Source organism: Serratia sp. CY32780, from assembly GCF_052169135.1.
Lineage (GTDB): Bacteria > Pseudomonadota > Gammaproteobacteria > Enterobacterales > Enterobacteriaceae > Serratia > Serratia sarumanii.
In genome coordinates, this window is record NZ_JBJNLI010000001.1 from 1,659,759 (window position 1) to 1,685,272 (window position 25,514).

Annotated in this window: 22 protein-coding genes and 1 riboswitch; of the genes, 6 read left to right on the plus strand and 16 right to left on the minus strand. The window is 57.9% G+C overall.

What is annotated here, in order from left to right; genetic code table 11:
- Positions 1-81: 81 nt before the first annotated feature.
- Positions 82-228 (plus strand): hypothetical protein, encoded by a 147-nt coding sequence (locus ACJ8HH_RS08050; protein WP_154618214.1) that lies wholly within the window; start codon positions 82-84, stop codon positions 226-228.
- A 30-nt stretch (positions 229-258) separates the two neighbouring features.
- Here the strand turns inward: ACJ8HH_RS08050 and ACJ8HH_RS08055 are convergent, their stop codons facing one another.
- From ACJ8HH_RS08055 to ACJ8HH_RS08090, 8 genes are all read right to left on the minus strand, one after another.
- Positions 259-732 carry a VOC family protein gene (locus tag ACJ8HH_RS08055; RefSeq protein ID WP_033634598.1) on the minus strand — a complete coding sequence of 158 codons (474 nt, stop codon included), beginning with the start codon at positions 730-732 and terminating at the stop codon, positions 259-261.
- Positions 733-743: 11 nt separating this feature from the next.
- Positions 744-1,094: a DUF1428 domain-containing protein gene (locus ACJ8HH_RS08060; RefSeq protein ID WP_060426124.1), complete on the minus strand. Its 351-nt coding sequence runs from the start codon at positions 1,092-1,094 to the stop codon at positions 744-746.
- A gap of 104 nt (positions 1,095-1,198) precedes the next feature.
- Complete coding sequence (locus ACJ8HH_RS08065; protein ID WP_033648375.1) at positions 1,199-2,641, minus strand: GGDEF domain-containing protein; 1,443 nt, start codon at positions 2,639-2,641, stop codon at positions 1,199-1,201.
- 433 nt (positions 2,642-3,074) lie between these two features.
- Positions 3,075-4,394: an NAD(P)/FAD-dependent oxidoreductase gene (locus tag ACJ8HH_RS08070; RefSeq protein ID WP_033648376.1), complete on the minus strand. Its 1,320-nt coding sequence runs from the start codon at positions 4,392-4,394 to the stop codon at positions 3,075-3,077.
- A 249-nt stretch (positions 4,395-4,643) separates the two neighbouring features.
- On the minus strand, positions 4,644-5,333 hold the full coding sequence (locus ACJ8HH_RS08075; protein WP_033648377.1) for a GntR family transcriptional regulator: 690 nt from the start codon (positions 5,331-5,333) through the stop codon (positions 4,644-4,646).
- A gap of 96 nt (positions 5,334-5,429) precedes the next feature.
- Positions 5,430-5,735 (minus strand): hypothetical protein, encoded by a 306-nt coding sequence (locus ACJ8HH_RS08080; protein ID WP_048321600.1) that lies wholly within the window; start codon positions 5,733-5,735, stop codon positions 5,430-5,432.
- On the minus strand, positions 5,713-7,215 hold the full coding sequence (locus tag ACJ8HH_RS08085) for an aldehyde dehydrogenase (RefSeq protein ID WP_033648379.1): 1,503 nt from the start codon (positions 7,213-7,215) through the stop codon (positions 5,713-5,715). The genes ACJ8HH_RS08080 and ACJ8HH_RS08085 overlap by 23 nt, the downstream gene beginning before the upstream one ends.
- A 9-nt stretch (positions 7,216-7,224) precedes the next feature.
- Positions 7,225-8,127, minus strand: a complete 903-nt coding sequence (locus ACJ8HH_RS08090; RefSeq protein WP_197766206.1) for a dihydrodipicolinate synthase family protein — start codon at positions 8,125-8,127, stop codon at positions 7,225-7,227.
- Between the two features lie 384 nt (positions 8,128-8,511).
- On the opposite strand from ACJ8HH_RS08090, the gene yddG reads away from it, so the two are divergent.
- On the plus strand, positions 8,512-9,429 hold the full coding sequence (yddG, locus tag ACJ8HH_RS08095) for an aromatic amino acid DMT transporter YddG (protein ID WP_060425777.1): 918 nt from the start codon (positions 8,512-8,514) through the stop codon (positions 9,427-9,429).
- Between the two features lie 216 nt (positions 9,430-9,645).
- Positions 9,646-11,031 carry an MFS transporter gene (locus tag ACJ8HH_RS08100; protein WP_039566025.1) on the plus strand — a complete coding sequence of 462 codons (1,386 nt, stop codon included), beginning with the start codon at positions 9,646-9,648 and terminating at the stop codon, positions 11,029-11,031.
- Between the two features lie 30 nt (positions 11,032-11,061).
- On the opposite strand, the gene ACJ8HH_RS08105 is transcribed toward ACJ8HH_RS08100, so the two are convergent.
- Positions 11,062-12,081, minus strand: coding sequence for a GlxA family transcriptional regulator (locus ACJ8HH_RS08105; RefSeq protein ID WP_060425778.1), 1,020 nt, complete (start codon positions 12,079-12,081; stop codon positions 11,062-11,064).
- A gap of 431 nt (positions 12,082-12,512) precedes the next feature.
- Between ACJ8HH_RS08105 and ACJ8HH_RS08110 the strand changes: the two genes are divergently transcribed.
- On the plus strand, positions 12,513-12,680 hold the full coding sequence (locus ACJ8HH_RS08110; protein ID WP_164550866.1) for a hypothetical protein: 168 nt from the start codon (positions 12,513-12,515) through the stop codon (positions 12,678-12,680).
- Between the two features lie 48 nt (positions 12,681-12,728).
- On the opposite strand, the gene ACJ8HH_RS08115 is transcribed toward ACJ8HH_RS08110, so the two are convergent.
- Positions 12,729-15,158 (minus strand): DUF3772 domain-containing protein, encoded by a 2,430-nt coding sequence (locus tag ACJ8HH_RS08115; protein WP_048322081.1) that lies wholly within the window; start codon positions 15,156-15,158, stop codon positions 12,729-12,731.
- 450 nt (positions 15,159-15,608) lie between these two features.
- Between ACJ8HH_RS08115 and ACJ8HH_RS08120 the strand changes: the two genes are divergently transcribed.
- Entirely contained in the window at positions 15,609-17,339 is a 1,731-nt protein-coding gene (locus ACJ8HH_RS08120; protein ID WP_060451589.1) for an ABC-F family ATP-binding cassette domain-containing protein, read from the plus strand.
- A 188-nt stretch (positions 17,340-17,527) separates the two neighbouring features.
- On the opposite strand, the gene ACJ8HH_RS08125 is transcribed toward ACJ8HH_RS08120, so the two are convergent.
- Entirely contained in the window at positions 17,528-18,160 is a 633-nt protein-coding gene (locus tag ACJ8HH_RS08125; protein ID WP_060451590.1) for a TetR/AcrR family transcriptional regulator, read from the minus strand.
- A gap of 22 nt (positions 18,161-18,182) precedes the next feature.
- Positions 18,183-21,287 carry an efflux RND transporter permease subunit gene (locus tag ACJ8HH_RS08130; protein WP_060451591.1) on the minus strand — a complete coding sequence of 1,035 codons (3,105 nt, stop codon included), beginning with the start codon at positions 21,285-21,287 and terminating at the stop codon, positions 18,183-18,185.
- Positions 21,288-21,465: 178 nt separating this feature from the next.
- On the opposite strand from ACJ8HH_RS08130, the gene ACJ8HH_RS08135 reads away from it, so the two are divergent.
- Complete coding sequence (locus ACJ8HH_RS08135) at positions 21,466-22,311, plus strand: inositol monophosphatase family protein (protein ID WP_060418779.1); 846 nt, start codon at positions 21,466-21,468, stop codon at positions 22,309-22,311.
- Here ACJ8HH_RS08135 and ACJ8HH_RS08140 read toward each other — a convergent pair.
- The 4 genes from ACJ8HH_RS08140 to ACJ8HH_RS08155 all read right to left on the minus strand — a co-directional run bounded on the left by ACJ8HH_RS08140 (position 22,254) and on the right by ACJ8HH_RS08155 (position 25,192).
- Complete coding sequence (locus tag ACJ8HH_RS08140; RefSeq protein WP_043147506.1) at positions 22,254-23,630, minus strand: cation diffusion facilitator family transporter; 1,377 nt, start codon at positions 23,628-23,630, stop codon at positions 22,254-22,256. The two genes, ACJ8HH_RS08135 and ACJ8HH_RS08140, sit on opposite strands and share 58 nt — an antisense overlap.
- Before the next feature lie 26 nt (positions 23,631-23,656).
- Positions 23,657-23,836, minus strand: coding sequence for a hypothetical protein (locus tag ACJ8HH_RS08145; RefSeq protein ID WP_033634607.1), 180 nt, complete (start codon positions 23,834-23,836; stop codon positions 23,657-23,659).
- 109 nt (positions 23,837-23,945) lie between these two features.
- A complete protein-coding gene (mgtS, locus tag ACJ8HH_RS08150; RefSeq protein WP_004938109.1) occupies positions 23,946-24,038 on the minus strand; it encodes a protein MgtS in 93 nt (30 codons plus the stop codon).
- Positions 24,039-24,169: 131 nt separating this feature from the next.
- The gene (locus tag ACJ8HH_RS08155) at positions 24,170-25,192 is read right to left on the minus strand and encodes a magnesium transporter (RefSeq protein WP_060451593.1); all 1,023 of its coding nucleotides are present in this window, start codon (positions 25,190-25,192) and stop codon (positions 24,170-24,172) included.
- 77 nt (positions 25,193-25,269) lie between these two features.
- Positions 25,270-25,443, minus strand: a riboswitch (M-box (ykoK) riboswitch).
- Positions 25,444-25,514: the final 71 nt, after the last annotated feature.

Sequence of the window (25,514 nt, forward strand, 5' to 3'; positions counted from 1 at the left end):
AAGTGTCCCTGACTGATTTGGCGTTGCCGTCACCATGCCGCGAACGCCGGCGGCTGACAAATGATAAATACTGAGCTTGAGATGCAACAGATTGATGCAAGCGCGGCGCTACCCGGCCGCGACGCCAAACCAGATCAGAATATCCGCCACGCCCGGCAAAATCGGCGCACCGCCGGTTTTCGCGGCGATGCCGCCGGGAATGCCGAGAAACCAGCGCCGATGCGTTAAGTGCTGCGCTCTCGATGCATCTTTTATCCGCTAACCCCGCGCCGCTGCTTCCAGGCCGGCGATATCGATTTTGCCCATCAGCAGCATCGCTTCCGTGACCCGCCGCACGCGCGCGGCGTCGGGATCGTTCATCAGCTCGGTCAGGCGCCGCGGCACGATCTGCCAGCACAACCCCCAGCGATCGCGCAGCCAGCCGCACTGCTCCGCCTCGCCGCCCACGCACAACGCGTCCCACAGCCGGTCGACCTCCGCCTGATCGTCGCATTCCACCATCACGGAGAAGCTGTGGTTGAACGGATCCAACGGCCCGGCTTCGATCGCCGCATAGCGCTGGTCGCCCAGGGTGAAGGAAGCCAGCTTCACGCTGCCGGCCGGGCCGCTCGGCGTATCCGCCGGCAGATCGGAAAACCAGTTCACGGACGAACCGGGGATCAGCGCGACATAGCAATTCAGCGCCGCCTCCATGTCTTTTTCAAACCACAGATGTTGCGTAATTCTGGCCATCTGCGCCTCCTTCAGGTATCGAGGATCGGCGCGAACCCGCCAAAGATCATGCGCTTGCCGTCAAACGGCATCTCGCCCAGCGCCTTCATACGCGGATCGTTCATCATTTTCTCGTTGGCGGCGTCGCGCACCGCCTTGGAGGGGTACTCTATCCAGCTGAACACCACCACTTCGCCTTCCTGCGCCTTCACCGCGCCGCGAAAGTCGGTAAGTTTGCCGTCGGGCACATCATCGCCCCAGCACTCCACGACGCGCGTGGCGCCAAACTCTTTAAACAGCGGCGCCGCTGCGGCCGCCAACCGGAGATATGCCTCCTTATTGGCGGCCGGCACCGCCACCACAAACCCGTCTACGTATTTCATTCTGATATCCTCTTGTCTGATTAAGGACAGTCGGTTCAGCGCGGGCAAAGTAGTCCGCGCCCCCTACCAGTTTAGACGGCGGGCGTGCGGCACGGATCGGAAGTTCAGCGGTCAGGATCGTTCGGCGGGCAAGATTCCGGCGTGGCGACCCGGTTACGGCCGGCGTTTTTCGCTTTGTATACCGCCAGATCCGCCAGTTTGAGCAGGTCGGCCAGGCTGTGGCCGGAACCGCCCGGGCAGGTTACCATGCCGATGCTGACGGTGATCTGCAGCGGATGGCCGGCCGGCATGGTGATCGATTCCGCCTCAATGCGTTGCCGCAGCCGTTCGGCCAGCTGCACCCCCTGCTGCGGCTGGCCGAGCGTCGAGACGATGGCGAACTCTTCCCCGCCCATGCGGCCGAACAGATCATCGACGCTCAGATCGGCGGCAATCGCACGGGTAAACGCCATCAGCGCCTGATCGCCACCGGCGTGGCCGAAACGGTCATTGATCGATTTGAAGTAATCGATGTCGAGCATCATGACGCACACCAGCTCGCCTTTCTGGTCTATCACTCGCTCGCCGCGCTGCATAAACGCATTGCGCGTCAGCACGTGGGTCAACGCATCGTGACTCGCCACGTGCTCCAGCGTGCGCAACAGCGCGTTGCGCGCATAGTTCATGCTGGCGACGGCAATCGGCCCCAGCGCCAGCAGCGCGATGCCCAAACGCATCGATACCGTGTTCTGCAGCACCTTCATGTCGAGCGTGGTGCTCAGTAACCCGAAATCGATCGCCAGATGGCACCACAGCACATAAACCAGCACCGCGATCATGGTGCTGAACAGCGAAAAGGACATCGCCAGCCACAGCAGCACCGGCATGGGAAAGATCACCGCGCCGGGGCCGCCGATCAGCACGCTGCAGACCGCCGCCAGCGCCAGCAGCGCCAACACCGCCATTTTCCGCCCCGCCTGCGGCCATTGGCTGCGCTGCGTCAACATGGCGCAGGCCACGCGCAGGCGATAGCGCCAATCAGCGGGAAACACCAGAATAAACGGCATCAGCGTGACGTAGTTGGTGAATTCGGACGAGAACCACAGCGCCAGCGAGGTTAAATAGGGCCTGCCGAACAGCCACTGCGAGACTCCCGCGCCCACTACACCGGTCGCGGCGGCGGCGGCCAGGCAAATACCGAACAGGTACATACTGGAGGCGCCGCGCTGTAGCATGCGCGCCGGCGGCGACAGCCGCATGAACAGCAGATACCCCACCACCACGCCGGTCAGATTGGCAGCGTTCAGCAGCAACGCCTTTTGCAGCGAGCTGCCGGTCAGCAGATCCGCCGCCAGATACCCCAGCACCGCCATGCCCCAGCCGGCGCGCGTAGCCCACTGCGGGCAGCGCACCAGAACCGCCAGCAGTACGGCGTTGACCGGCCAGAATACCGCCAAAAATCCGACGGGACGGCTGACGATGCCCAGCAGGCAAGCCGCGAACACCAACAAAAAGACGGTGAGTGCGGGCCAGATTTTCCGGGTATCGGACAACGAGGTGGTTTGCATCTTGGATCCAGAGACTTCTGCTGTGTAAGGTGACAATCTGTTCGTGTCACAACCGTCGACGATGAGGAGAAGATAAGCGGCCGACCCGCCTATTATTGCCAGTTTTAGCGGCCCGAGCACCTGTTTATTCATCAAGGGAAAATATATTTGTGTATCACTGTATTGACGGCAGTTGCTCGTCTGGCGCAGAAACTGCTGAAGCAGCCGCGCCCCAGACGGCCTGACACCGGCAAAAACCGCCGTCTTGTTCCTAAAAAGTAAAATAAGATTGGGCGATGTGCGGAGATTTTTTCCCCCCACGTCAAAGCGCCTTGCGGTACATCACAAAACCGGGGCGCTCCGCCATCTGGTCATACAGCCGCATGGCGGTCTGGTTGGTTTCGTGGGCATTCCAGTAAACGCGCGGCAACGATGATGGTTCGGGTGAGAAAGACTAAACTTCTGAGCCTGCTCTATATTGCCCCCATTTCAGTACTGAATTAACGCCGATGGAGAGGAACGGCTCCGGCGGGGTTTTATTCGGGCCCGGTGACGCCACAAGGAAGTCGATCAACTCATTGCGCTCACCGGCAATCATATCCGCCAGCAGTTTGCCGGTAGCCGTGCCGCGCGTGATACCCAACCCGTTGCAGCACAGCGCGCCGTACACGTTGGGTGCCAGCTGGCCGAAGAAACCCTCATGATTCTCCGACAGACAAATAGCCCCACTCCAGGAATAGGCGAAATCAACCTGGTCAAGCGTCGGAAAACGGCGCTCAAAGGATTTACGGTGGTTAGCGATAAAGTTCTTCAGATGGTGCTCGCGCGGACGACCATCTGGGTGGAAGCTGAAGCTGTTGCGTACCAGTATGCGGTTATCTACCGTCCGGCGTACGGTGCTGCCAAACGGATGCGCGGGGATAACGCCCCAGACCGGTTTGCCGCCCAGCCGGGTCTGCTCATCGGCGGTCAGCGGGCGGGTCAGGCTACCGTACAGGAAGGTCGGCAGCAGGCGTCCGCGCAGGAAGCCAAAGTGCGCCGCAAATGCGTTGTTCGCCAGAATCAACTTATCTGCCGTGATGCTGCCTTTGTCATGCACCAGCGTCACTTTGTCGCCATAATTAATAGCCGTGATCGGCGTATACTCGTAAAGTGTCACGTTCGATGGCAGATTGTTCGCCAGCCCTTTCACCAGCGCCGACGGTTGCAGCAGGATGGTGCCGGGAATATAAAGCGCCTGTTTGTAGTAACGGGTGCCGATGTGGTCAGGTAGCTCCTCGCCCGTTATCATCTGCGTTTCACGGCCAATCTTCTCTAGCCCGCGGCGGTAGGCCTCAAGAATCGCCACGCCCTGCTCGCCCACGGCAGCTTGATATTTCCCGGATTCTGACATCTGACACTCAATTCCGTGCTCCTGCACAATAGCACGCAGATAGTTCTGCCCCAGCGTATTGAGCTGCAGGATAAGCCTGGCGGTTTTGACATCGCCGATGTAGTCCTTGGCGCCGATATCGTGCGGCACATCAATGGCAAAACCCGCATTGCGCCCGGCAGGGCCATAGCCCACTTCCTGCGCTTCAATCAGTACAATTTCATCGTCAGGAAAGTGGATCGCCATCTGGCGGGCGGCTGCCAGCCCGGTTAACCCGGCCCCCACAATGGCCCAGCGAGCGTGTTTTTGCCCCACGTGAGCAGGCCGTGGGGGGCGAGATGGGCTGGTGTGATACCACCCTGGCAGGGCGTCATCAGCAGGGAGAGAAGTGATCTTTTGCACGCTGTTTACTCCGGTTCGCTGTTATTTTTCTTTTGCGCTTAGCAGGTCAGTAAGCGCGGTATGAACTCATGTTATCCATGTCGAAAAAATGAATACGTGATGAATATCTCATGTATACAACAAGTATAAAAATAGTTAAATCCAGGTTAATTTGGACGTGGAAAAGCCCCGAGCGAGTAACGCTCAGGGCGTGTTACGATTTGAAAGTAGCCCCCAAGCGAATGCCTGGGAGCACGCCATCAGGTGGGGTTATTCAGGTGACTGGATACGCTCATCGGCCTTGAGTCCCTGCGGCGCAATAAAGATCTCCATGTTTTCCCGGGAGAGTTCCCAGTGTTCGAACACCAGATCCACTACCGCCTGCTCATCGTGCGCTTCCAGTGCGACGATAAACGCATCGTGATGATCGGCAGCCAGTTGTAAACGCCGCTCCATGTCATCATTACGTGGACGGAAAAAGGTGTGACCGATACGACAATGATCGATCAGCAAGCGTCCGAGGCTCGGTTGCAAATAGGGGTTAGCCGCCATTTCCCCCATGATCTCGTGAAAGCGGTTGTTCTCCAGAGCCAACGCTTCGACATCATGGCTCTGAACCGCTTTGCGAAAGCGCTTTTGAGTTTCTTTTAGCGCCTTCAACTGCGCGGGTTTGTAGTGCTGAGCTGCAAGGCGCCCGGTGGCCGCATAGATCATCGGTGCCACCAGGAAAAAGTTGCGCAGCGTGGCATGGCTCATGGGAATCACGCGTACGCCACGCTTTTCAACGATCTCGAGATACCCTTCACCTGCCAGGCGCTGAAACACTTCGCGCACCGGTGTCCGTGACAGGCCGTACTGAGCGGTCAGACTGGCTTCATCCAGCAGCTCATCCGGGTCGAGTTCCATCGTTAAGATAAGCCGCTTGAGATCCTCGTACAGCGCTGTCTTACCCGTTCTCATTACCGCCTCCTGAAAATCGACCCGTGATGCTTAACTATGATGCTGCTTAACCTACAGATAAAGGTAAGCTACGGCAAAATTTATCCGCAACGGCGATCACGTTCTGTGCATTTTACTGGCTGTCCGGTAAATCAGCATCAGAACCGGTTCCGGGTCCCGATCGGGCGAATGACGCAGGATCTCCCCACGCAGCCAGACAATTTCACTGTCGGCGCACTGATGGAAAGATCCCATCTCCCGAGCATTCTTTAGCCATTTAATAATAAAGGAATTTTTTTGCCGGTTGGAGGTAATGCGTCCCAGCTTCTTCGACAGCCCCACCGCCACCAGAAGACAGAAATAGAAATGGATTCTGTCTTCCAGGCCGCGAAGCACGGCTTCAGGCGTCGTCTTCAGCAACATCAACCCAGATGGTCTTCAGCTCGGTGTACTGGTCAAGCGCAAACACTGATTTATCGCGACCGCCAAAACCGGACTGCCGGTAGCCGCCAAACGGCGTGGTTGCGTCCCCCTCTCCGAAGCAGTTCACGGTCACTGTTCCGGCGCGAATAGCGCGAGAAACGCGGATGGCGCGATTAAGCTTGCCGGTATAAACCGACGCCGCCAGGCCGTATGGGGTGTCGTTGGCCAGCGCGATGGCCTCGCCTTCGGTTTTAAACGTGGTGACGCACAGCACCGGGCCGAAAATCTCCTCCCGGAACAGCGCGCTTTCCGGCGTCACGCCATCGATGATGGTCGGCTGCACGTAAGCCCCCTGCTTCGTGTTACCTCCGTGCAGAATAGGTAACCCTTCCTGGCGCGCGATATCAAGATAGCGGCTCACCTTACTAAAGTGCTCAGGAGAGATCATCGCACCCAGCCGATTGCGCGGATCGAACGGGTTACCCATCGTCCAGTTACCGATTTGCTTCGCCATTTCCGCCAACAGCGCCTCCTTCACATCTTCCTGCACCAGCAGGCGCGAGGTCGCGGAGCAGTTCTCGCCCATGTTCCAGAACGCACCGTTAAGCACATGTCCGGCAACCGCAGCGATATCGTCGGCATCGTTAAACACCAGCGCCGGGTTTTTGCCGCCGCACTCCAGCACGACCTTTTTGAGATTGGATTCCGCCGCATAGTGCAGGAAGCGACGTCCGGTGGCGGTGGAGCCGGTAAAGCTCACCATATCAATATCCGGATGCAAACCAATCGGCTCGCCGACTTCTTTTCCGGTACCGGTCACAATATTCAATACCCCCGCAGGAACGCCCGCTTCAAACGCCAGTTCAGCCACGCGCAGCGACGTCAGAGACGTTTGTTCAGCCGGTTTCACCACCACCGAACACCCTGCCGCCAATGCCGGGCCAATTTTCCAGGCGAGCATCAGCAGCGGGAAATTCCACGGCAGAACGCAGCCCACCACGCCAATCGGTTCACGCACTATCAGCGCCATCGCATTATTGCCTACCGGCGCCGTGTGGTCGTAAAGCTTGTCGATGGCTTCCGCATGCCACTTCAGCACATGGATAGTCTCCGGTACGTCCACCGCCAGACACTCGCTGACCGGCTTACCGCTGTCGAGGCTTTCCAGCACAGCCAGCGATGCGAGCTGCTGTTCCATCAGCGCCGCCAGTTTTAGCAGCACCGCCTTGCGTTCGCCCGGAGCCAATTTGCTCCAGCTTCCGGCCTCAAAGGCTGTGCGAGCCGTGCTCACCGCCGCGTTAACGTCGGATTCATCGCAGGCAGCAAGATTTACGATGGCTTCACCGGTCGCCGGGTTGTACGTCGTCAAGGTTTTACCGGAACGCGCCGGGGCGAAACGGCCATTGATAAACGCCTTGTCCGGAAGCGTAAGTTCATGCGCCAAGCGCGTTACATCGTTGAGTGTCTGAAGCTGTTTCATTTCGCCCCCTTACGCCGCCGTGGCCGCAGCCACGTTGCGTTTCACCCCGGCAATCACCACTTTCAGCTGTGCTTTCTCTTCTTCGTCCAGACTTTGCAGCGGCGCACGCACCTGGCCCGAGGTCAGACCGTTCAATTCGCAGCCATAGCGGATGGACTGCACAAACTTTCCGCCGTCGAGGAAGTTCATCAGCGGCATCATGGCGGCCATAATTTTGCGGCCTTTCGCGAAGTCCTTTTCCACTACGCAAGCCTCATACAGCGCCACATGTTCACGCGGAATAAAGTTAGAACCGGCGCACACCCAGCTGCGTGCTCCCCAAGCAAAGAACTCCAGCGCCTGATCGTCCCAGCCGCAGGAGAGCGCAATGTTCGGAAATTTACAGGCCAGCAGATGCAGGTTATTGAAATCGCCCGAGCTTTCTTTAATGGCGACCACGTTGGACGAGCGGCTTACCTCGCGGAAGTAGGTTTCACCCATGGTGATCCCCATACGGCCTGGGTAGTTGTAGAGCATGATCGGCAGCTGCGCGGCTTTATCCACTGTTAGCGCGTGATGGGCATTTTCCTGCTCTGTAGGCAGCGCGTACGGCGGCGAGGTCACCAGAATAGCGTCGGCTTTAATCTCGCGGGCATGCTTCGCGTAGTCCACCGCATCTTCGGTACGGATTGCCCCGGTTCCAACAATCAGCGGCAGACGGTTGCCAATGACTTGACGCGCATGCTCGGCCAGCGCCTTACGCTCTTCGGCGCTCTGGGCATAGTATTCGCCGGTTGAACCGCCAATGATGATGCCGTGAACTCGAGCTTCAATCAGGGATTCCAGCACATCCGCAAAGCGGGCGAAATCAATACTGCCATCGGCCGCGTAAGGGGTAATTGCCGGGGTGTAGATACCTTCAAATGTCAACACGATAACCTCCAGGGGGGGATTCACGACCGCGATGGTCTGTTCAGCAGCTCGAGGCTGCGTTTGTTAAGAATTTGCACACAGATGTGAAAGGGGTCAATGAATGAATATTTTTTGTATACATTGAAAATACAACGTAAATACCAATGAGTAGTAAAATCCTACACCGATGTTATTTTTAATCATTAATAATCAATAAATTAAGAACTAAATTTTGATGTAGTAATTTTATACATGATTTCAGATAACGATCACATTCCGGAATTTTTGCCTCCAGAGACATATTTACAGCACCAATACGGAGGCATAGCTTTAAGTCTGGATTTAACCAGAATTTAACAGCAAGCCGGTTCGGTTGTGATGGAAATGTAAATAGAGGTACAGGGTATGCCCCAGAAAAAAGCGACGTTCATCGGACTGATAGCCATCCTGCTGTGGAGCGCAATCGTTGGGTTGATTAAAAGCGTGAGCGAAGGTTTTGGCCCGGTGGGCGGTGCGGCGCTGATCTATACCTGTAGCGCAGTCCTGCTGTTATTCACCGTTGGCTTCCCGAAATTGCGGCTGTTTCCACCGAGCTATCTGATCCTCGGCAGCATCCTGTTTGTCTGTTATGAACTCTGTCTGTCGCTGTCGCTGGGCTTCACCCATTCCGGCCGTCAGGCCATTGAGGTCGGGATGGTGAACTATCTCTGGCCGAGTATGACCATATTACTGTCGGTTATCGTGAACCGACAAAAGACCAGCCCGCTGATTATTCCGGGCGTCATTTTAGCCGTCGCCGGAATTTGCCGGGTATTAGGAGGCGAACAGGGTTTCTCTTTCACTGAGATGACCCATAACGTAATGGAAAATCCGCTCAGTTATGGCCTGGCATTTAGTGGTGCCATTATTTGGGCAATATATTGCGTGGTCACCAAAATCATCGCCAATGGCAATAACGGCATTACCCTGTTCTTTATTTTGACCGCACTGACGTTATGGGGGAAATACCTCACTTCCCCGCAACCAGAATTTATTCTCTCCTGGCATACATGGATAAGTTTATTGCTGGCCGCCATCGCCATGGGGTTTGGTTATGCCGCCTGGAACGTCGGCATTCTACACGGCAATGTGACAGTGCTGGCGGCCGCTTCGTACTTTATCCCGATTATCTCGGCGGTACTGGCTGCGGTTATGTTGAAGTCACACCTGAACATCGCGTTCTGGCAAGGCACTGCCATGGTGAGCCTGGGCTCGCTGCTCTGCTGGTGGTCTACCCGCCGTTCTGCGCCGAAAGCCTTACCTGTAATAAAAGAAAGTAAGTAAGGCCCTAATAATAAAAAACATCTTACCCGACCATCCTGCACCGGAGGAGTATTTATAATGAACGACCAAAATTAACAGAAAAAATATTCATTACGTTCGATTTAACAATATTACCTGACCTACATTTAAACCGCGATCGTCGGATTAGCGGCAATGGCTTCGTGTACCCGTTGCAGGCCGTTAATCCGACGACATCGGGGAAAGACAGGAGTTACCATGTCAAATACCATTTCTGTAGAAGACGTTCCCCTTAACCGCTTTCACCGGTTGCTGACCGTGCGTTCGGGAGGTGGATCCTTTGTCGATGGCTACGTGCTCAGTATTATCGGCATCGCCATGATGAAAGTCTCACCTGCACTAGGTCTGAGCGCATTCTGGGAAGGATTGATTGCCGCCTCGGCGCTGATCGGTATCTTCTTCGGTGGTTTTATCGGCGGTGCGCTGACTGACCGTCTTGGCCGCCGCGTACTCTATTTCGTTGGGCCGACGCTGTTTGTCGTCTGCTCTCTGGCGCAATACTGGGTGCAAAGCGGTGAAGTGCTGTTTGCGCTGCGCTTTATGAATGGCGTTGCCGTCGGGATTGAATACCCGGTCGCGACCGCTTTCCTGGTGGAGTTTCTGCCGAAGAAAAACCGCGGCCCCTGCCTCGCGACGCTGACCATCCTCTGGTTCGCAGGCGCAGCCGTGGCGTACCTGGCCGGCGAAGCCATTCTTAATTTTGGTGGACCTGACGCCTGGCGCCTGACGCTGGCGAGTACGGCCGTCATTGGCGCTCTGCTGTTCATCGTGCGTCTGGGCACCCCTGAATCCCCGCGCTGGCTGTTAAGTAAAGGCCGCCATGCCGAGGCAGAAGCGATCATCCGCCGCGTTTACGGCCCTGAGTTTGGTCTGGATAACTTACCGGTACAGGCTGAAAGCAAAAACCTTTCTTTTGCCAACCTGCTCCATTCCGGTTACGGCAAGCGCATGGCGTTTGTGGCGATTTTCTGGACCTGCTCCGTCATTCCGGTATTTGCCGTCTATGCCTTTGCCCCTAAGGTGCTGGATGCGCTGCACCTCAGGGGCAACTGGGCATCCTATGGATCCGTTGCCATTACCCTGCTGTTCGTGGTGGGCTGCGTCATCGCGACTCGCCTGATTAATGTCCTGGGACGCCGTAAGCTGCTGCTGCACAGTTTCCTGTGGTCAGGCCTTGCGCTGTTGCTGCTAGGCTTTCTGCGTGATGGTCCGTCTGCGGTGATCCTGCTGATGTTCGGTCTGTACGCGCTGTTCATCGGAGGGGCGCAGGTGCTGCAGTTGGTCTATCCCAATGAGATCTTCCCGACTGAAATTCGCGCCGGTGCCGTAGGCGTAGGGACGTCGCTGTCGCGCATCGGCGCGGCGGTGGGCACCTGGCTGGTGCCGCTTTCGTTGCAGAATATTGGGATTGGTCCGACGATGTATATCGCTGCAGCGATCACCTTCTTTGGTCTGATAGTGTCGTGGTTTATGGCACCGGAAACCAATGCACGCAGTCTGGAAGACGCCTCCTCATTAGAGGAGGAACCTCCGCGTAACAAGGTTTCAATGCAGGGGGTCATGCCGAAACGACACTCTCTTTGATTCACCAGGGCTGCATAACTGCAGCCCTATTTACTCCTTCACCAACTTTTCCACTTCCCTGCGTCGCTTGCGGAACGAACTCGGTGTCTCACCGTATTGCTTACGAAACCACGAAATGAGATGCGACGCGTCCGAAAATCCGGTCGCGGTGGCAATTTCGTTAATACTGTTACTTGAATCGGTCATCAGCTTCCGCGCCTGCTCCAACCGCATACTGCGCCAGTAAACGGCTGCTGAGTGGCCAGTGCATTTGGTGAATATCAGATTGAGCTGACGAAAGGTCACACCCGCAAAATCCGCCACGTCGGCGAGCGGGATCGGTGAATCAAGGTGCTGTTTCATAAATTCAATGACCTTACTGACCCGTTCGTTCTCATACACATCCGGCGCATTAAGCGGGGCTTTCTGCTTCGTCTTTCCGGCAGGTTGTGGCGCGTCCATCAGTAGATATTTCAGTACCTTCTGCGAGCGTACCAGGCCGCAATGCTGACGGATCAGATCGGCCGCCAGGTCAATTGCCATGCCGCCCGGACAGGAGATAATCCCGCCGTCTTTAATATAGGTTTTGTCGATTACCGGAATGGCTTTTGGAAAACGAAGCCGAAACTCGTCGCGGGTAGTGAAGTGGATCGCACAGTGATGATTATCCAGCAGCCCGGCGTTACCGGCAACGAACGCTCCGCTGCACAGCGTAATGATTGGAATATTGCGGGCGTGCAGATCCCGCAGCGCCTGTAACAACCATTCTGGCGGGGTGCGAGTCTCTTCGAGCAATCCGCCAGCGACCACGAAATAGTCCCAGTCTCTGGAAAAATCGAGCTTCGCAGTCGGTGATACCGGCAAACCGCAGCTGGCAGTGACCGGCCGATCGTCGCAGGTCATCCACTCCCACTGACAAAAAATCTGCCGGCTGGAGAAGGATTCATCCGCCGCAAAGCGCAGAGATTCCACCAGGCCGGCAACCGAAGCCAGCGTAAATTGCTTCATCAGCAAAAAACCCATTGTCAGGTCGGGTTTTGGCTCGATGTTTTTTTCATAGGCGTTCTTCATCAGACTCCTGCAATCCTCCAGCTTGTTCAGAAGACATTATGGATCGGCGATGTCCCGAGTATTTAGACCAACGGCGATCGGCTTTTCGGCGCTATTGCCCAACTTTTACTGGTCGCATAACGTTTTCCACCAGTATGGCGTACTACCCTGTGCGGTGCATTAATGGACAATCACGGAGCGATAGCAGAGAGACAGCCAGGAGCCGAATGTGCAGATTTACACACATATTGCTGAACGGAACAACCGTTGTATAGCAAAGTGATCCGTCTTGTGTGTGACTCCACCCGCGGACTTATGGTCTGCTGTATCGCGTAAGTCATCAGGAGATATCAGGACACTACCGATACCGCTGTATAGATCGCACCGGCGAGCGGTGCCGTTCGCTTTCCCGACATATACTTAAGGGAGGAATCGCAATGGAGGACGGTGAGATGAAGAAGATTATTCTCGTGTTTTTGATGCTGATGCTGAGCGGGTGCATCGGCGGCGGTGGCGGCCCGTCGAATGCGCCTTCGGCCTCGCCGAATGAGCCTTATACCTGCACCAAATCCAGCGCCAACAGCGACTGTTCGCAATCGGTGGAGCCGTCGATGTACTAGCCGCATTCGGCGGGCCGTCGCTTAACGGCCCGCCGCCTCAGGGCTGAACTAGGAGGAGTGTTCCTCTTCGTTGGCCTGATATCGCGTCGCCTGCTGCTTCATAAACACCACTTCCTGCGGGCTGGACAGGCTGACACGCTGCGCGCGCAGCAGCTTGAGGATGTTGAACAGCAGTTCGCTCTTGGTCGCGCCGACCATGCGCGGGCTCGGCACATAGCCGGTCACGCTCAGGATAATGCCGTCCGGCCCCAGCTGGCTGAAGCGCACGTAAGGCGCCGGCGTTTCCAGGATGTTTTCGTATTCGTGGTAAGCGTTAAGCAGAATATTGCGCACCTGCTCCGGATCAATGTCGGTCGGAAACGTCAGCGCGATGGTCACCACCCCTTGCGCGTTGCCCATGGTGGCGTTGCGCACGTTCTGCGAGATCAGCTGCGAGTTCGGTACGATCATGGTGGAGCGGTCGCTGAGCTGGATTTCAGTGGCGCGCACGTTGATGCGCCGCACGTCGCCTTCCACGCCGCCGATGCCGATCATATCCCCCACCTTCACCGGGCGCTCGGTCAGCAGGATCAGGCCGGAAATAAAGTTCTTCACGATCTCCTGCAAACCGAAACCGATGCCGACCGACAGGGCGCTGACGATCCACGCCAGGTTGCTCCACTGGATGCCCAGCGCCGCCAGGGTGATCAGTATCACCAGCACATAGCCGATATTGCTGAACAGCGTCACCAGCGAGGCGCGGATGCCGACGTCCGAGATGGTTTTCGGCAGCAGTTCAGATCCCAGCCAGCGCCGCACCGCGCGCAGAATATAGATGCCGATCGCCAGGCAGATCACGGCGTTGAGCAGGTTGCCGGGCACGATGTTGAAACGCTGCAAGCCTTCACCGGTCAGGATGGAGACGATTTTCTCCATCAGCGAGCCCGGCGTGGTGCTGCCGAACGAGCCGTTGAACAGCGAGACAATCATCAACAGCAACAGCGAACATTTGGCCAGCGCGGTGGTGATGATCGCCATCTGCTCCAAATGGCGATCCTTGAAGCTGAGCGTTTTTTTCAGCATCTTGCCGCTGACGGTCTGCGGCGAAAACAGCGCGGCGCACAAATCGGTGGCGAACAGCACCATAAAATAGAACGCCATCAGCACCAGCACCACCCAGATCAGTTGGTAGGTCAGGAAGCGGGCGAAGGCGATGTAGCCGATAAGCAGGGAAAACAGGATCACCACCGAACAGACCAGGGTGACGAGGTGCACCAGCCCGCTGACCAGCGTGCGTTTTTCCAGGTGCGCGCCCTGCTGTTCCAGCCGGCGCCGAATGCGCTGGCCGCGCAGCGGCGCCGCCAGCAGCACCATGCCGATCAGCCCCGCCACCAGGCCGTTGCCGAAGATGGTGGTGGCCAATGAGGCGCTGACGACGTTGTTGATCAGCTCCACGGTGCCGAACGCCAACGCCAGGCCGGCCAGCAGCGGCGAGAAGTAACGCAGCCCGGCGGCCACCTCGTTATCCATGGAAGCCAAGCGCCACGACGGGCGATTCAGCGACAGCGCCGCACGCCCCAGCCCGGCGATCAGCGCGCAGAAAATCCCCAGACGGTTAAAGCCTTCGGCGAAGTCCTCCAGCATCACCGGCAGCGGCTGCACGCGAACAAAGACGTAATACAGCAGGTTCAGCGCGATAGAGGTGGTGATCACCGTCACCACCACGGTGACGAGCGCCATAAAGCTGCGGCGCAGACGCCCGTCCGGCAGGAAACGGATGCTGACCCAGGCGAGGAAACGCTCGGAGAAATAGCGCCCCCAGGACCAGACAATCACCGCCAGCGCCAACAACGCCAGCGTGCCGTAACGCCACTCGTCCTGCCAACTGGCATCCCAGGCCGCTTTCATCTCGGCGTTGAACTGATCCAGCCGCTGCACGTCATTTTCGGACGGCTGCAGCACCGGCGCCCAGAATTTGATGCCCAGAATGCTGCCGGTATTCAGCGCCAGCTGGGTTTTAAACGCCACCCGGCGCAGATCGCCGATCTGTTGCCCGAGCTCGAAGGCGCTGGTCTTGATGGCCTGAGCGCGTTTTACCGCATCGTCCAGCTGTTTCTTGCTGTTGTTCAGCGCGTTGCGCTGCTGGGCCACCGCCGGGGTTTCAGGCAGCGCGCCGGCCGCCGGGGCCGGCCCCAGGACGTCCAGCTGCGCTTTCAGTTTGTCCTGCTCGGGTTGCAGATCGGTGGCGAGCTTTTCCATGCTGGCGACCAGATCGTCGGTCGCCAGCCGCAGTTTGCTGAGCTGGTTATCGGTGGTCGCTTTGGAAACCAGCTGCTTCATGCTGTCCAACTGCTTTTGCGCGGCTTTCAGCTGCGTAGCGGGATCGGGCGCGCTTTCGGCGGCGGGATCATCCTGGGCGGCGGCGACGGCGCCGAACGGCGTCAGTTGCAAACCAAACAGCAATAACAACAACAGCAGGAACGGGCGAGGCTTTAACATAAATTCAGTGCTCAGCATCATTATCTGATAGACAGACGAACAGGCGGCGGATGAACCGTCGCTTAACCATAAACGCTAATTATAATAGCTGCTTAATGTCGGCCGAAATACAGTAATTATTCCCATTGTGTGCCACGCGCGCGCGCCCTCCTTAGCCTGCTGATTATTCAGGCGCTTTTACACTGGCGATACGGCACAAGGCGCTCTATACTCCAGCCACCGATTAACCTGCAACCAATAAAAGGAGACTTACTATGCTGACGTGTGAATTGTTTTTTCACTCACACTTCTTTGGTAATCGTCGCCGCTCAAGCATTACCGGTATCGTGCTGCGATAACCCAGCTTGAGCGAAGCTTACTAAAATCCAGGATCTTCCCTCCGGCTTACCGGGTTGTCGTCAGCGATGTTTGACGATAGGCATTGTCATGCCTGTAACTCTTGAGTAAGCAATGAGCACACTACTGTCTGCACAATCTGTCGGTTACGACAACGCGTTCGGCGTCCTGCTGAGCGAGATTTCCTTCACCCTGAAAAAAGGCGATCGCATCGGTTTGATCGGCGACAACGGCTGCGGCAAAAGCACCCTGCTGCAACTGCTCAGCGGCGCCCTGCCCATCCACAGCGGAACGGTGACATTGTCACAACAATGCCTGATGGCGCGCATCGAACAACACTTGCCGCCCGAGCTGCACGCCTGCACTCTGCTGGATGCGGTGCTGGCGCGGCTTCCGGCGAGCCAACACCTCAGCGAACGCTGGCGCTGTGAAGCGCTGCTCGCCGAGCTGGGGTTTGAACCGGCGAGGTGGACGTTGACCGCCGGCACCCTCAGCGGCGGCCAGCACACCCGCCTGCTGCTGGCGCGCGCGCTGATCCGTCAGCCCGATCTGCTGCTGCTCGACGAGCCCAGCAACCACCTGGATCTGCCCACGCTGCTGTGGCTGGAGCAGTTCTTGCGCAGCTGGAACGGCAGCTTCGTGCTGGTGTCGCACGATCGCTATCTGCTCGATCAGGTGACCAACTGTACCTGGATCCTGCGCGACAAAACGCTGCAGTTTTTCCGCTTGCCCTGCTCCGCCGCGCGTCAGGCGCTGGCTGAACAGGACGCTGCGGACGAGCACCGCCGTCGGGCCGAGCAAAAAGAGATAGACCGGGTGGAAAAAAGCGCCAAACGTCTGGCGACCTGGGGCAAGGTCTATGACAACGAAGATCTGGCGCGCAAAGCCAAGCAAATGGAAAAGCGCGTCGATCGGTTGAAGGAAGAACAGACCACCCTGACCGCCGGCAGCCCGTGGCGGCTGCGACTGCAGGGAGAGGCGCTGGACGCCGATCGCCTGCTGGCGCTGCCGCAATGGGCCGTGCGCCCGGCGCCGGAGGCGCCGGTGCTGTTCAGCCTGGCACATCTGCGGGTGAAAAGCGGCGATCGCATCGCCATCGTCGGGCGCAACGGCTGCGGCAAATCGTCGCTGCTGCGCTTGCTGTGGCAGGCGTATCAGCAGCCCACGGAACGCCCGGCGATCTTCCACCCGCGCGTGCGCATCGGCTATTACGATCAGAGCCTGCAACAGCTGCGCGATGAAGACACGTTGAGCGAAGCGCTGGCGCAGTTTGCGCCGCTGACCGAGGAACAGCGGAAAATGGCGCTGATCGGCGCCGGCTTCCCTTACCTGCGCCATCATCAGCAGATCCGTTCGCTGAGCGGCGGCGAGCGTTCGCGGCTGCTGTTCGTCGGCCTGACGCTGGCCAACCATTCGCTGCTGCTGCTGGACGAGCCCACCAACCACCTGGATATGGCGGGCAAAGAAGAGTTGGCGGAAACGCTGCGCCAGTTCGCCGGCGCCGTCATGTTGGTCACCCATGACCGGATGCTGATCGAACAAAGCTGCAACCGCTTTTGGCTGATCGACCAGCAAAAACTGGAGGAGTGGCACGATCTGGCGCCGGTGTATCAACGCCTGGCGGGCGAAGCGCCGGCGCTGCCGACGGCGGGCAAGGCCACCGCAGACGGCCCGACGCCGCACGAGCGGCTGGAAGACGAAGAAGCGCTGTTGGCCGCGCTGTTGGCCCTAGAAAGCAAACTGGAGGACGACCTGGCGCGCAAGCCCAAGCACCAGAAACCGGCGCTTCAGGCGCGCTGGCGCCGCGAGATTGCCGACATCACCGCCCGGTTGAATCTGGGCTAACCCCACAGGCCGCCGAACGGCGGCCTGTTTATTGATGTATTGATGGAAAGCCGCTTGTCGCTTTCCCTTGGTTCTCACGGCATCCCGATTGCTGGTCACTGTCGGCCAGCCAGGATAATCCGCGCGGGCGGCGATACCGGCCGTGGCTTTGCGTATGCAGCAAAGCGCCAGGATCACGTTCTCTTTCGTTATTCGGTAATGGCCGGCGGCGAATATCGCCAGGCTAAAAGAAACGCGGTGATAGCCGCTTCGGCCATCTGTTGCAACTGTTCCGGCGTCGGCCACTGGTCGGATAACAGAGCTGCCGGCAACGGATACCCCATCACCGCGCCCAGAAATGCCATAGCCTGAGGCTGCGCATCAGCAAATTGGACTCGCCCATGTTGCCGCGCCTGTTCCAACATTTTCACAAATGCCTGCAGCACCCGTCCGGCATTGCGTTCACGCAACGTGGCGTACAACTCAGGTTTCTGCAACAGCAGTTGCACCATCAGCCGCTGAAAATGCACGTTATCAACGCTGAAAAAATGCGCCTGCACCACCGAAGCGAAACGCGCCAGCACCTGCGGTAAATCCATACTCTCCTGAGCCAAAATGGCGGCGATCGGCGGCTGCATCTTCTCGATAAGATGGTTGAACGTCTCCAGCACCAGGGCGTCTTTGCTCGGGAAGTGATTATATAAGGTTTGACGGGTGGTTCCCGCCTCGTTGGCTATCTCGTCCAACGAGATATCCAAGCCCTGCTGCAAAAACAGAACGCAGGCGGTTTCCAGTATCCGTGGCCTGGCCTTCATCGGCCGTCCCGGTTGGCGGTTGATCATGCTCTCTCTCCAGCCCAGAGGCTCATTTTCGCGCCTTAAGTCGTGCCAACCCTTGTTTGGTCAAAACAAAAAACAACGGTACGAACAATAATGTCAGCAGTGTGCCAGAAATCATGCCGCCGATCACCGCAATCCCGATTTCGCGCCGGCTGGCGGCCCCGGCACCGACAGAAAGCGCCAGGGGGATCACACCCGCGACAAACGCCAATGAGGTCATCACGATGGGCCGCAGACGCATTCGCGCCCCTTCCAGGGTCGCCTGCAACAAAGCGGATCCCGCTTTGAGCCGTGTTTCAACAAACTCGACGATCAGGATAGCGTTTTTCGCCGACAGGCCAATCGTCGTCAACATTCCCACCTGGAAGTAAATATCGTTTTCATACCCCGCAAGGCGCGCGGCGACAACGGCTCCGATAATCCCGAGGGGAATGATCAACATCACGGACAATGGGATAGACCAACTCTCGTACAGCGCGGCCAGGCAGAGGAAAATGAACAACACCGAAGCCAGATACACCAGCAATGTTTGCCCGGCGGCCAATTGCTCCTGATATGAGAGCCCGCTCCACTCAAGGCGGTAGCCGTCTACACCGCCGATGATGCTCTGCATACGCGCCATCGCGGTGCCGGAGCTTTCGCCCTCGGTTGCCGTCCCCTGTAACTGCGTGGCCGACAGCCCGTTAAAGCGCTGCAGCATTTGTGGCCCTGAGAGCCAACGCGTAGTCGCGAAGCTGGCAAAGGACGCCATGCTGCCGCTTTCACCACGTACGAACCAATTATCGATATCATCCGGCGCCGATCGCCAGGCCGCGTCCCCCTGCATGTAGACCCGCTTTACGCGGCCGCGATCGATAAAATCGTTAATATAAGCGCCCCCCCAGGCGGCAGAAAGCGTGTTGGTGATGTCAGCCTGCTGCAGCCCTTGTGCGCTGGCCTTTTGCTGATCGATATCGACCTGCAATTGTGCTTTATCTTCGAGGCCATTGATGCGTACCGCCGTTAACAACGGATCTTCGGCAGCGGCGGCGATCACTTGCCTCTGCGCAGCTTGCAGCGCGTCATGCCCAACGCCGTTTTGATCCTGTAACCACAGTTCAAATCCACTGGACTGCCCCAATCCGCGCACCGCCGGCGGCGACAACACATTGATCTGCGCGTCGCGATAGCTTTTGAAATGGCGATTGGCGCGGCTAATAATCGCCAGCGCGTTATTCTCATTACCGCTGCGCAGCGACCAATGTTTAAGTTCGGCAAACGCCATGCCGACATTCTGACCACTGCCGGCGTTATTGCGCCCGACAACCATGAAGATCACATTCAGGTTGTCCCGCTCGGCGGTCATGAAATAGTCGGCGATAGCGTCAGCAGTCTGTTGCGTTCTGGCCATCGGGGCGCCTGGCGGCAGAGAAAACTGGACCATTACCGAGCCCTGATCCTCGACTGGGAGAAAACCGGTAGGCATCCGCAGATATTGCCAGATCATGAAACCGACCAGCAGCAGCGCCAACATGCAAAAACACCCTTTGCGCGCCATCACATGGTTCAATCCCAACCCATAACGCCGCTGTCCGTATTCCACCAGGCGGTTAAAGCCGCGAAAAAAGCGGCTGCGCGGCCGCTGCACCGACGGTTTTAGCAAACCGGCGCACAATGCCGGCGTCAAGGTCAACGCCACCAACACCGACAGCACCATAGCGGCAACGAGCGTGATGGAAAACTGTCGGTAGATTATGCCGGTTGAACCGCCGAAAAATGCCATCGGAACAAATACCGCCGAAAGTACCAGCGCGATGCCGATCAGCGCACCATTGATCTCCCGCATCGAATGCAACGTCGCCTCGCGCGGTGGCAATTGCGCTTCTTCCATCACGCGCTCAACGTTCTCAACCACCACTATCGCGTCATCCACCAACAGGCCGATCGCGAGCACCATGGCGAACAGTGTCAAGGTGTTTACGCTGTAACCCAACAGCGCCAAAATGCCGAAAGTGCCGAGCAGCACTACGGGTACCGTAATGGCGGGGATCAATGTGGCGCGCCAATTTTGCAAAAACAGATACATCACCACAATCACTAGCGCGATCGCTTCCAACAAGGTTTGCACGACGCCTTCAATGGACACCAGTACGAACGGCGTGCTGTCACGCGGATAAGCCACCTGCAGCCCCGGCGGAAACTGCGGCGCCATGCGTTCCACTTCAGCCCGCACCCGTTCGGCAACCTCCAGCGCATTGGCGCCGGAAGCCAGTTGAATCGATATGCCGGCCGCTGGGTACCCGTTGAGGCGCGTTTGGTTTTGATAGTTTTCCGCACCGATCTCTACGCGCGCAACATCGCGCAAATACACCGCCGAACCGTCGGTATTGGTGCGCAGAATAATATTCTCAAACTGCTCCGGCGTTTCCAGCCGCGATTGCGTGGTCATGGTCGCGTTCAGCGCCTGGCCATCCATCGTAGGCAATGCGCCGATCTCACCGCTGGTGACCTGGGCATTTTGCGCTTCTATCGCGGCTTGCACGTCAGATGGCATCAGGCCATAACCGCTCAACTTGATCGGATTGAGCCAAACGCGCATCGCATATTGAGCGCCAAATACCGTCGTCTCCCCGACGCCATCCACCCGGCTCAGCGGGTCTTGCAGCGAACTGACCAGAAAATCATTGATATCAACGCTGTCCATGCGGCCTTGCGTGTCGTACAGGGCGACTACCATTAGGCTATCGCCCTGCGATTTTGTCACCGTGATCCCTTGCTGCTGCACTTCTTGCGGCAATCGCGACGTTGCCTGATTGACCGCATTTTGCACTTGAACCTGAGCAATGTCCGGGTCGGTTTGTTGTTCGAAGCTAAGGCTGATGCGAGCCTGACCCGCAGAACTGCTGGTTGATGAGAAATACAACAGGCCATCGATCCCTTTAATTTGCTGTTCGATAATCTGAGTTACGCTGTCCTCTACCGTTTTGGCCGAAGCGCCGGGGTAATTGGCGGTCACCGTGACGCCGGGTGGGGCGATGTCGGGATATTGCTCAACCGGCAATGTCCAGAGCGCCAGTGCGCCCGCCGCCATAATGCAGATGGCCAGCACGGCCGCAAATACCGGTCGAAAGACGAAAAAATGCGCTAGCATGCCTGACTCCTCTGATTATCTCGCTTACGGATGCTTTGATGATGCATCTAATGACGCCAATTACTTTACAGTAAAGTAAATAAATTAAATCAAATCTGAAATCAAGCAGGAATCAACACCGTATTGTCATCTGACTATGGCACCCTGCACGCTAAACTTTGTTCGGAACATTGCCGCCATGACTTCACTTTCCCCACGGGACATCGAGGCGCGTTACCGCTTCGCGCGTGAGATCGCCCGCGCCGCCGCCGATCTCGCCTTCAGCTTTTATCAACGGCGGCAAACCCTGGCCATCGACTTCAAACAGGGGCTGCAGGACGTGGTCAGCGAGGCCGATCGCCGCGTCGAAGCGCTGATCCGCCGCATGATCAGCCGCCGTTTTCCCCAGGATGGGTTTCTCGGCGAGGAAAGCGGCAGCGCCGGCGAGAATGCCGCCTGCATTTGGGTCGTCGATCCGATTGACGGCACCGCCTGCTTCCTGAACGGATTGCATACCTGGTGTATCGCGATAGGCGTGGTGATCGACGGCGAGCCGACGATAGGCGTGGTCTACGATCCCAACCACCGCGAGATGTTCCGCGCCTGTCGCGGCGGCGGCGCCTTTCTCAATGGGGCGCCGATCGCTGTGCATGCCGGGCGCAGCGTCGCGGATGGCGTGATGGGCGTCGGGATTTCCCCGCGCGCCTCGGCGGCGGAATTCAGCGGTTTTCTCTGTCGCCTGCTGCAGGCGGGCGGGATGTTCGTGCGCAGCGGCTCCGGCGCGTTGATGACCGCCCAGGTGGCCGCCGGGCGGCTGCTGGGCTATTACGAACCGCATATGAACGCCTGGGACAGCCTGCCTGGGTGGGTGCTGACGCGCGAAGCCGGCGGCGTGGCGAATGACTTTATGCACAACGACGGGCTGCGGCGCGGCAACCCGCTTCTGCTGGCCAACGCGGCGCTCTACCCGCAGTTGGCCGAGCTGATTCACATGCCGGGCTTGATCGGCTCGACGTGCCCTATCGCGCGCGTGATGGCCGGATAAAGCGCGCGCAGCCGGCGCTCGACCCGATCGACCGCATCGTGCGCGGCGGCGATGGTCACCGCCGGCGACACCCGGCAGTGGAAGTTGACGATGATGCCGCCGTCGCTCTTGCGCGCGCGGACGTTGTGTACGTCCTGCACGTTCTCCCCTCGCTCCAGCGCCGACTGCAGGATCCGCCGAATATCGGCCAGCTCCGTCGCATCGACATCCTCGCTGGTCAGCCAGTGCGGCGTCTGCGGCTCCAGGTGCGTCTCTATCTCGGTGTCCTCACCGATCGCCTGGCGCAGGATCCCCTCTATCTCCGTGGCGATGTCATGCGCCTGCGCCACGCTGGCGTTGGCCGGCACCGCCAAATCCATGCCGATCGCCATGCGCGTCGGCAGCTGCTGCAAGGTCACATTCTGTACCTGCGCGCCGTGGTTGGCGGCGATCGCCCGAATGCGCGTCGCCATGTCTTCATCGCTGCGGGTCTGCGGCACCGCGATGACGGTGAATTCCGCCCTGGCGTAGTGCTCCCGCAGTCGCTCGACGATCTCTTGCTTCAGCGCGTCGATGCGCTCCAGCGGCAAGGTGCGGCACACCGCCACCGTGATCTCGACGAACAGCACCGCGCCGGCATTGCGAATGCGCACGCTGTCGCAGGCCAGCACCGCCGGAAAACGCGCCAGCGTGGCGCGGATCGCCTCAGTAGCCCCGGCGGGCGCGGCATCCATCAGTGAATCGAAGGAGCGTTTACCCAGTTTGATCGCGGCGACAAAGATAAAGCCGGCGACGATCAGCGCGGCGATGGCGTCCGCGCGGCCAAAGCCCAGCAGCACAAACACCATGCCCAGCAGCACCACGCCGGACGAAAGCATGTCGGAGAAGAAATGCAGCGCATCCGCTTCCAGCGCCGCGCTGTCGGTCGCTTTGGCGACGCGGTTGAGCGCCCGCACGCGGAAGAAATCGACGCAGATGGAAATCAACAGCACCGCGATCACCACCGGCGCGGCGACGATCTCATGCGGCTGCCCGAGCAGGCTGCTGCCTGCCTCATAGACAATCCAACCGGCGGCGCCCAGCAACAGCAGCACCTCAAACAGCGCCGCCAGGTTTTCCACCTTGCCGTGGCCGAAGTGGTGATCGTCATCGGCGGGCTTATCGCTGATGCGCACCGCCAGCCAGGTGATGCTGGTGGCGATAAAATCGGTGAAAGAGTGGATCCCTTCGGATATCAGGCCAATACTGCCGGTAAAAATGCCGGCGACAAATTTGCCCGTGGCCAGTAACCCGCTGGCGATCATCGAGTTTCTGGCCACGGCCTGTTTTTCATTCTGCATTATGCTGCTCACATTCGGACGGTGATTTATTTTTTTATTTTAGAGGATAATTGCCATACAACGGCGATCAGCAACATACTGCCAGAGAATGTCAGCATGAGGCTAGTAAGAAAATTGGATTTTCCGGTGGAATAAAAATAAATCTCATTAACGCCAACCGAGATCATTAAAATGGCGTAGAGCAATCCCAGAATAAGAATCGTCATTATTATCAACTCCCGTATCAGGCCGCGCGTTCGGCGCGCCGCTAAAAATCCTCCCCATAATAAATAACGGTTACGGGGAGGATGCATCTAGGCGGATCTTTTGCGTTCATCAATCATCCCATTTGGTGCTCATATAGGCCGCCAACAGGCCCAGTGAGCTGATCATTGCCAGGAATCCCATAAAAATAGTCATGTTTCCCATTGTTTTTTCCTCAGGTTAAATGTTATCGATAAAAGCCCCTCGCGTTAAATATCGGGGTTGGTCGGTATCCATATTTTTTAACGCCCTCCTCTTTTTTGTCACACTCCCGCCCTTTTTAGAGCGGGAACCGTTTAAATCCCCAAAACGTACTGGGCAATTTTGAAATAAATAATCAGGCCGGTGCCGTCGATAAAGGTGGCGATAAACGGCGCCGACACCACCGCCGGATCGATGCCGAGCCGTTTCAACAGCATCGGAATGATCGACGAGACAATCGCGCTCCACACGGTGATCGCCACCAGCGACAGGCTGACCACCAGCGTCACCTCCATGCCGACGCCCATGATCCAGGCGCGCACCCAGGCCGCCAGGCCAATGGTGACGGCGATCAGCAGCGAGGTCGTGACCTCTTTGCGGATCACCGCGCCAAGATTGCGCAGGCTGACCTCGCCCAGCGCCATGGCCCGCACCAGCGTCGAGGTGATCTGGGTGCCGCTGTTGCCGCCGGTGCCGATCAGCAGCGGGATAAAGAACGCCAGCGCGATCGCCGCTTCGAGTTGCTCTTCAAACGCCTTGAGCACGTTGCCGGTGTAAGCCTCGGCGACGAACAGCATCAGCAGCCACACCGAGCGTTTGCGCCACAGCGCCCACGGGCTGGTCTCCAGATAAGGCTTGTCCAGCGGCAGGCTCGCGCCCTGGCGCTGCGCGTCTTCGGTGTTTTCAGCCTCGACCAGCCGGGCGATCTCTCGCTCCCCCAGCACGCCGACCAGCGTGTTGTTCGCCACGACCGGCACCACGTCCAGGCCGCCCTTGCCGAGCAGATGCGCCACGTCGTTGCGATCGTCGTCGGGTGAAACCTGAAAATAGCTGTGATCCATCATCACGCCGACCGCTTTATCCTGCTCGTTGCACTGCAGCAGTTTTTTCACCGACAGCGTGCCGCGCAGATGATAATCGTCCGCGGTAATAAATACCCGGGTGGGAATTTCGTCCGTTTTAAGCTGTGAAAGTAAATATTCCCGGGCATGATTGACCGTCATCGTCGCGGGAACGGTAATAAAATCGGCGTTCATATAACCGGCGACCGATGTCTCGTCGAGAGTTTCAGTCGCGCTCAGCGCCGGAGAAGAATAATGTTGATGTGACTTTATCATTTTGTCAGTCCCTATTTCTGTTTTGAACTTCAACAGCGAATCGCATAGGGGCGTAACCACAGAGGGGGAGTGCAGACTGCCTATCTCCGCGTCCAGGTTTTAGCACTATACAACGTATCCGAATTGTTGCTCGGAAGTTACTTTGGGCTGAACCTTAATCCGATAAAGCCTGTCTTAACCTTGGGCATCTCTCGATGTCGTCAGATCAGTAACCTGTGTTTGTATAGGAGCCTCGCCAAACGAGATACTGCATATAAACTACCGGCGCAGTATAGGCGGTGTTTTATCCGGCGGGAAGAAAAGATTGCCCGTCGTTTATGGA

Bases quoted from the DNA above. Each gene is read 5' to 3' on its own strand.
- ACJ8HH_RS08065 (WP_033648375.1), bottom strand. From the start codon at position 2,641: ATGCAAACCACCTCGTTGTCCGATACCCGGAAAATCTGGCCCGCACTC.
- ACJ8HH_RS08135 (WP_060418779.1), top strand. From the start codon at position 21,466: ATGACTTCACTTTCCCCACGGGACATCGAGGCGCGTTACCGCTTCGCG.
- ACJ8HH_RS08085 (WP_033648379.1), bottom strand. From the start codon at position 7,215: ATGAAACAGCTTCAGACACTCAACGATGTAACGCGCTTGGCGCATGAA.
- mgtS (WP_004938109.1), bottom strand. From the start codon at position 24,038: ATGGGAAACATGACTATTTTTATGGGATTCCTGGCAATGATCAGCTCA.
- ACJ8HH_RS08120 (WP_060451589.1), top strand. From the start codon at position 15,609: ATGAGCACACTACTGTCTGCACAATCTGTCGGTTACGACAACGCGTTC.
- ACJ8HH_RS08125 (WP_060451590.1), bottom strand. From the start codon at position 18,160: ATGATCAACCGCCAACCGGGACGGCCGATGAAGGCCAGGCCACGGATA.
- ACJ8HH_RS08115 (WP_048322081.1), bottom strand. From the start codon at position 15,158: ATGTTAAAGCCTCGCCCGTTCCTGCTGTTGTTGTTATTGCTGTTTGGT.
- ACJ8HH_RS08080 (WP_048321600.1), bottom strand. From the start codon at position 5,735: ATGTTGCTGAAGACGACGCCTGAAGCCGTGCTTCGCGGCCTGGAAGAC.
- ACJ8HH_RS08140 (WP_043147506.1), bottom strand. From the start codon at position 23,630: ATGCAGAATGAAAAACAGGCCGTGGCCAGAAACTCGATGATCGCCAGC.
- ACJ8HH_RS08110 (WP_164550866.1), top strand. From the start codon at position 12,513: ATGAAGAAGATTATTCTCGTGTTTTTGATGCTGATGCTGAGCGGGTGC.
- ACJ8HH_RS08145 (WP_033634607.1), bottom strand. From the start codon at position 23,836: ATGACGATTCTTATTCTGGGATTGCTCTACGCCATTTTAATGATCTCG.
- ACJ8HH_RS08130 (WP_060451591.1), bottom strand. From the start codon at position 21,287: ATGCTAGCGCATTTTTTCGTCTTTCGACCGGTATTTGCGGCCGTGCTG.
- yddG (WP_060425777.1), top strand. From the start codon at position 8,512: ATGCCCCAGAAAAAAGCGACGTTCATCGGACTGATAGCCATCCTGCTG.
- ACJ8HH_RS08155 (WP_060451593.1), bottom strand. From the start codon at position 25,192: ATGATAAAGTCACATCAACATTATTCTTCTCCGGCGCTGAGCGCGACT.
- ACJ8HH_RS08105 (WP_060425778.1), bottom strand. From the start codon at position 12,081: ATGAAGAACGCCTATGAAAAAAACATCGAGCCAAAACCCGACCTGACA.
- ACJ8HH_RS08075 (WP_033648377.1), bottom strand. From the start codon at position 5,333: ATGAGAACGGGTAAGACAGCGCTGTACGAGGATCTCAAGCGGCTTATC.
- ACJ8HH_RS08050 (WP_154618214.1), top strand. From the start codon at position 82: ATGCAACAGATTGATGCAAGCGCGGCGCTACCCGGCCGCGACGCCAAA.
- ACJ8HH_RS08100 (WP_039566025.1), top strand. From the start codon at position 9,646: ATGTCAAATACCATTTCTGTAGAAGACGTTCCCCTTAACCGCTTTCAC.
- ACJ8HH_RS08060 (WP_060426124.1), bottom strand. From the start codon at position 1,094: ATGAAATACGTAGACGGGTTTGTGGTGGCGGTGCCGGCCGCCAATAAG.
- ACJ8HH_RS08055 (WP_033634598.1), bottom strand. From the start codon at position 732: ATGGCCAGAATTACGCAACATCTGTGGTTTGAAAAAGACATGGAGGCG.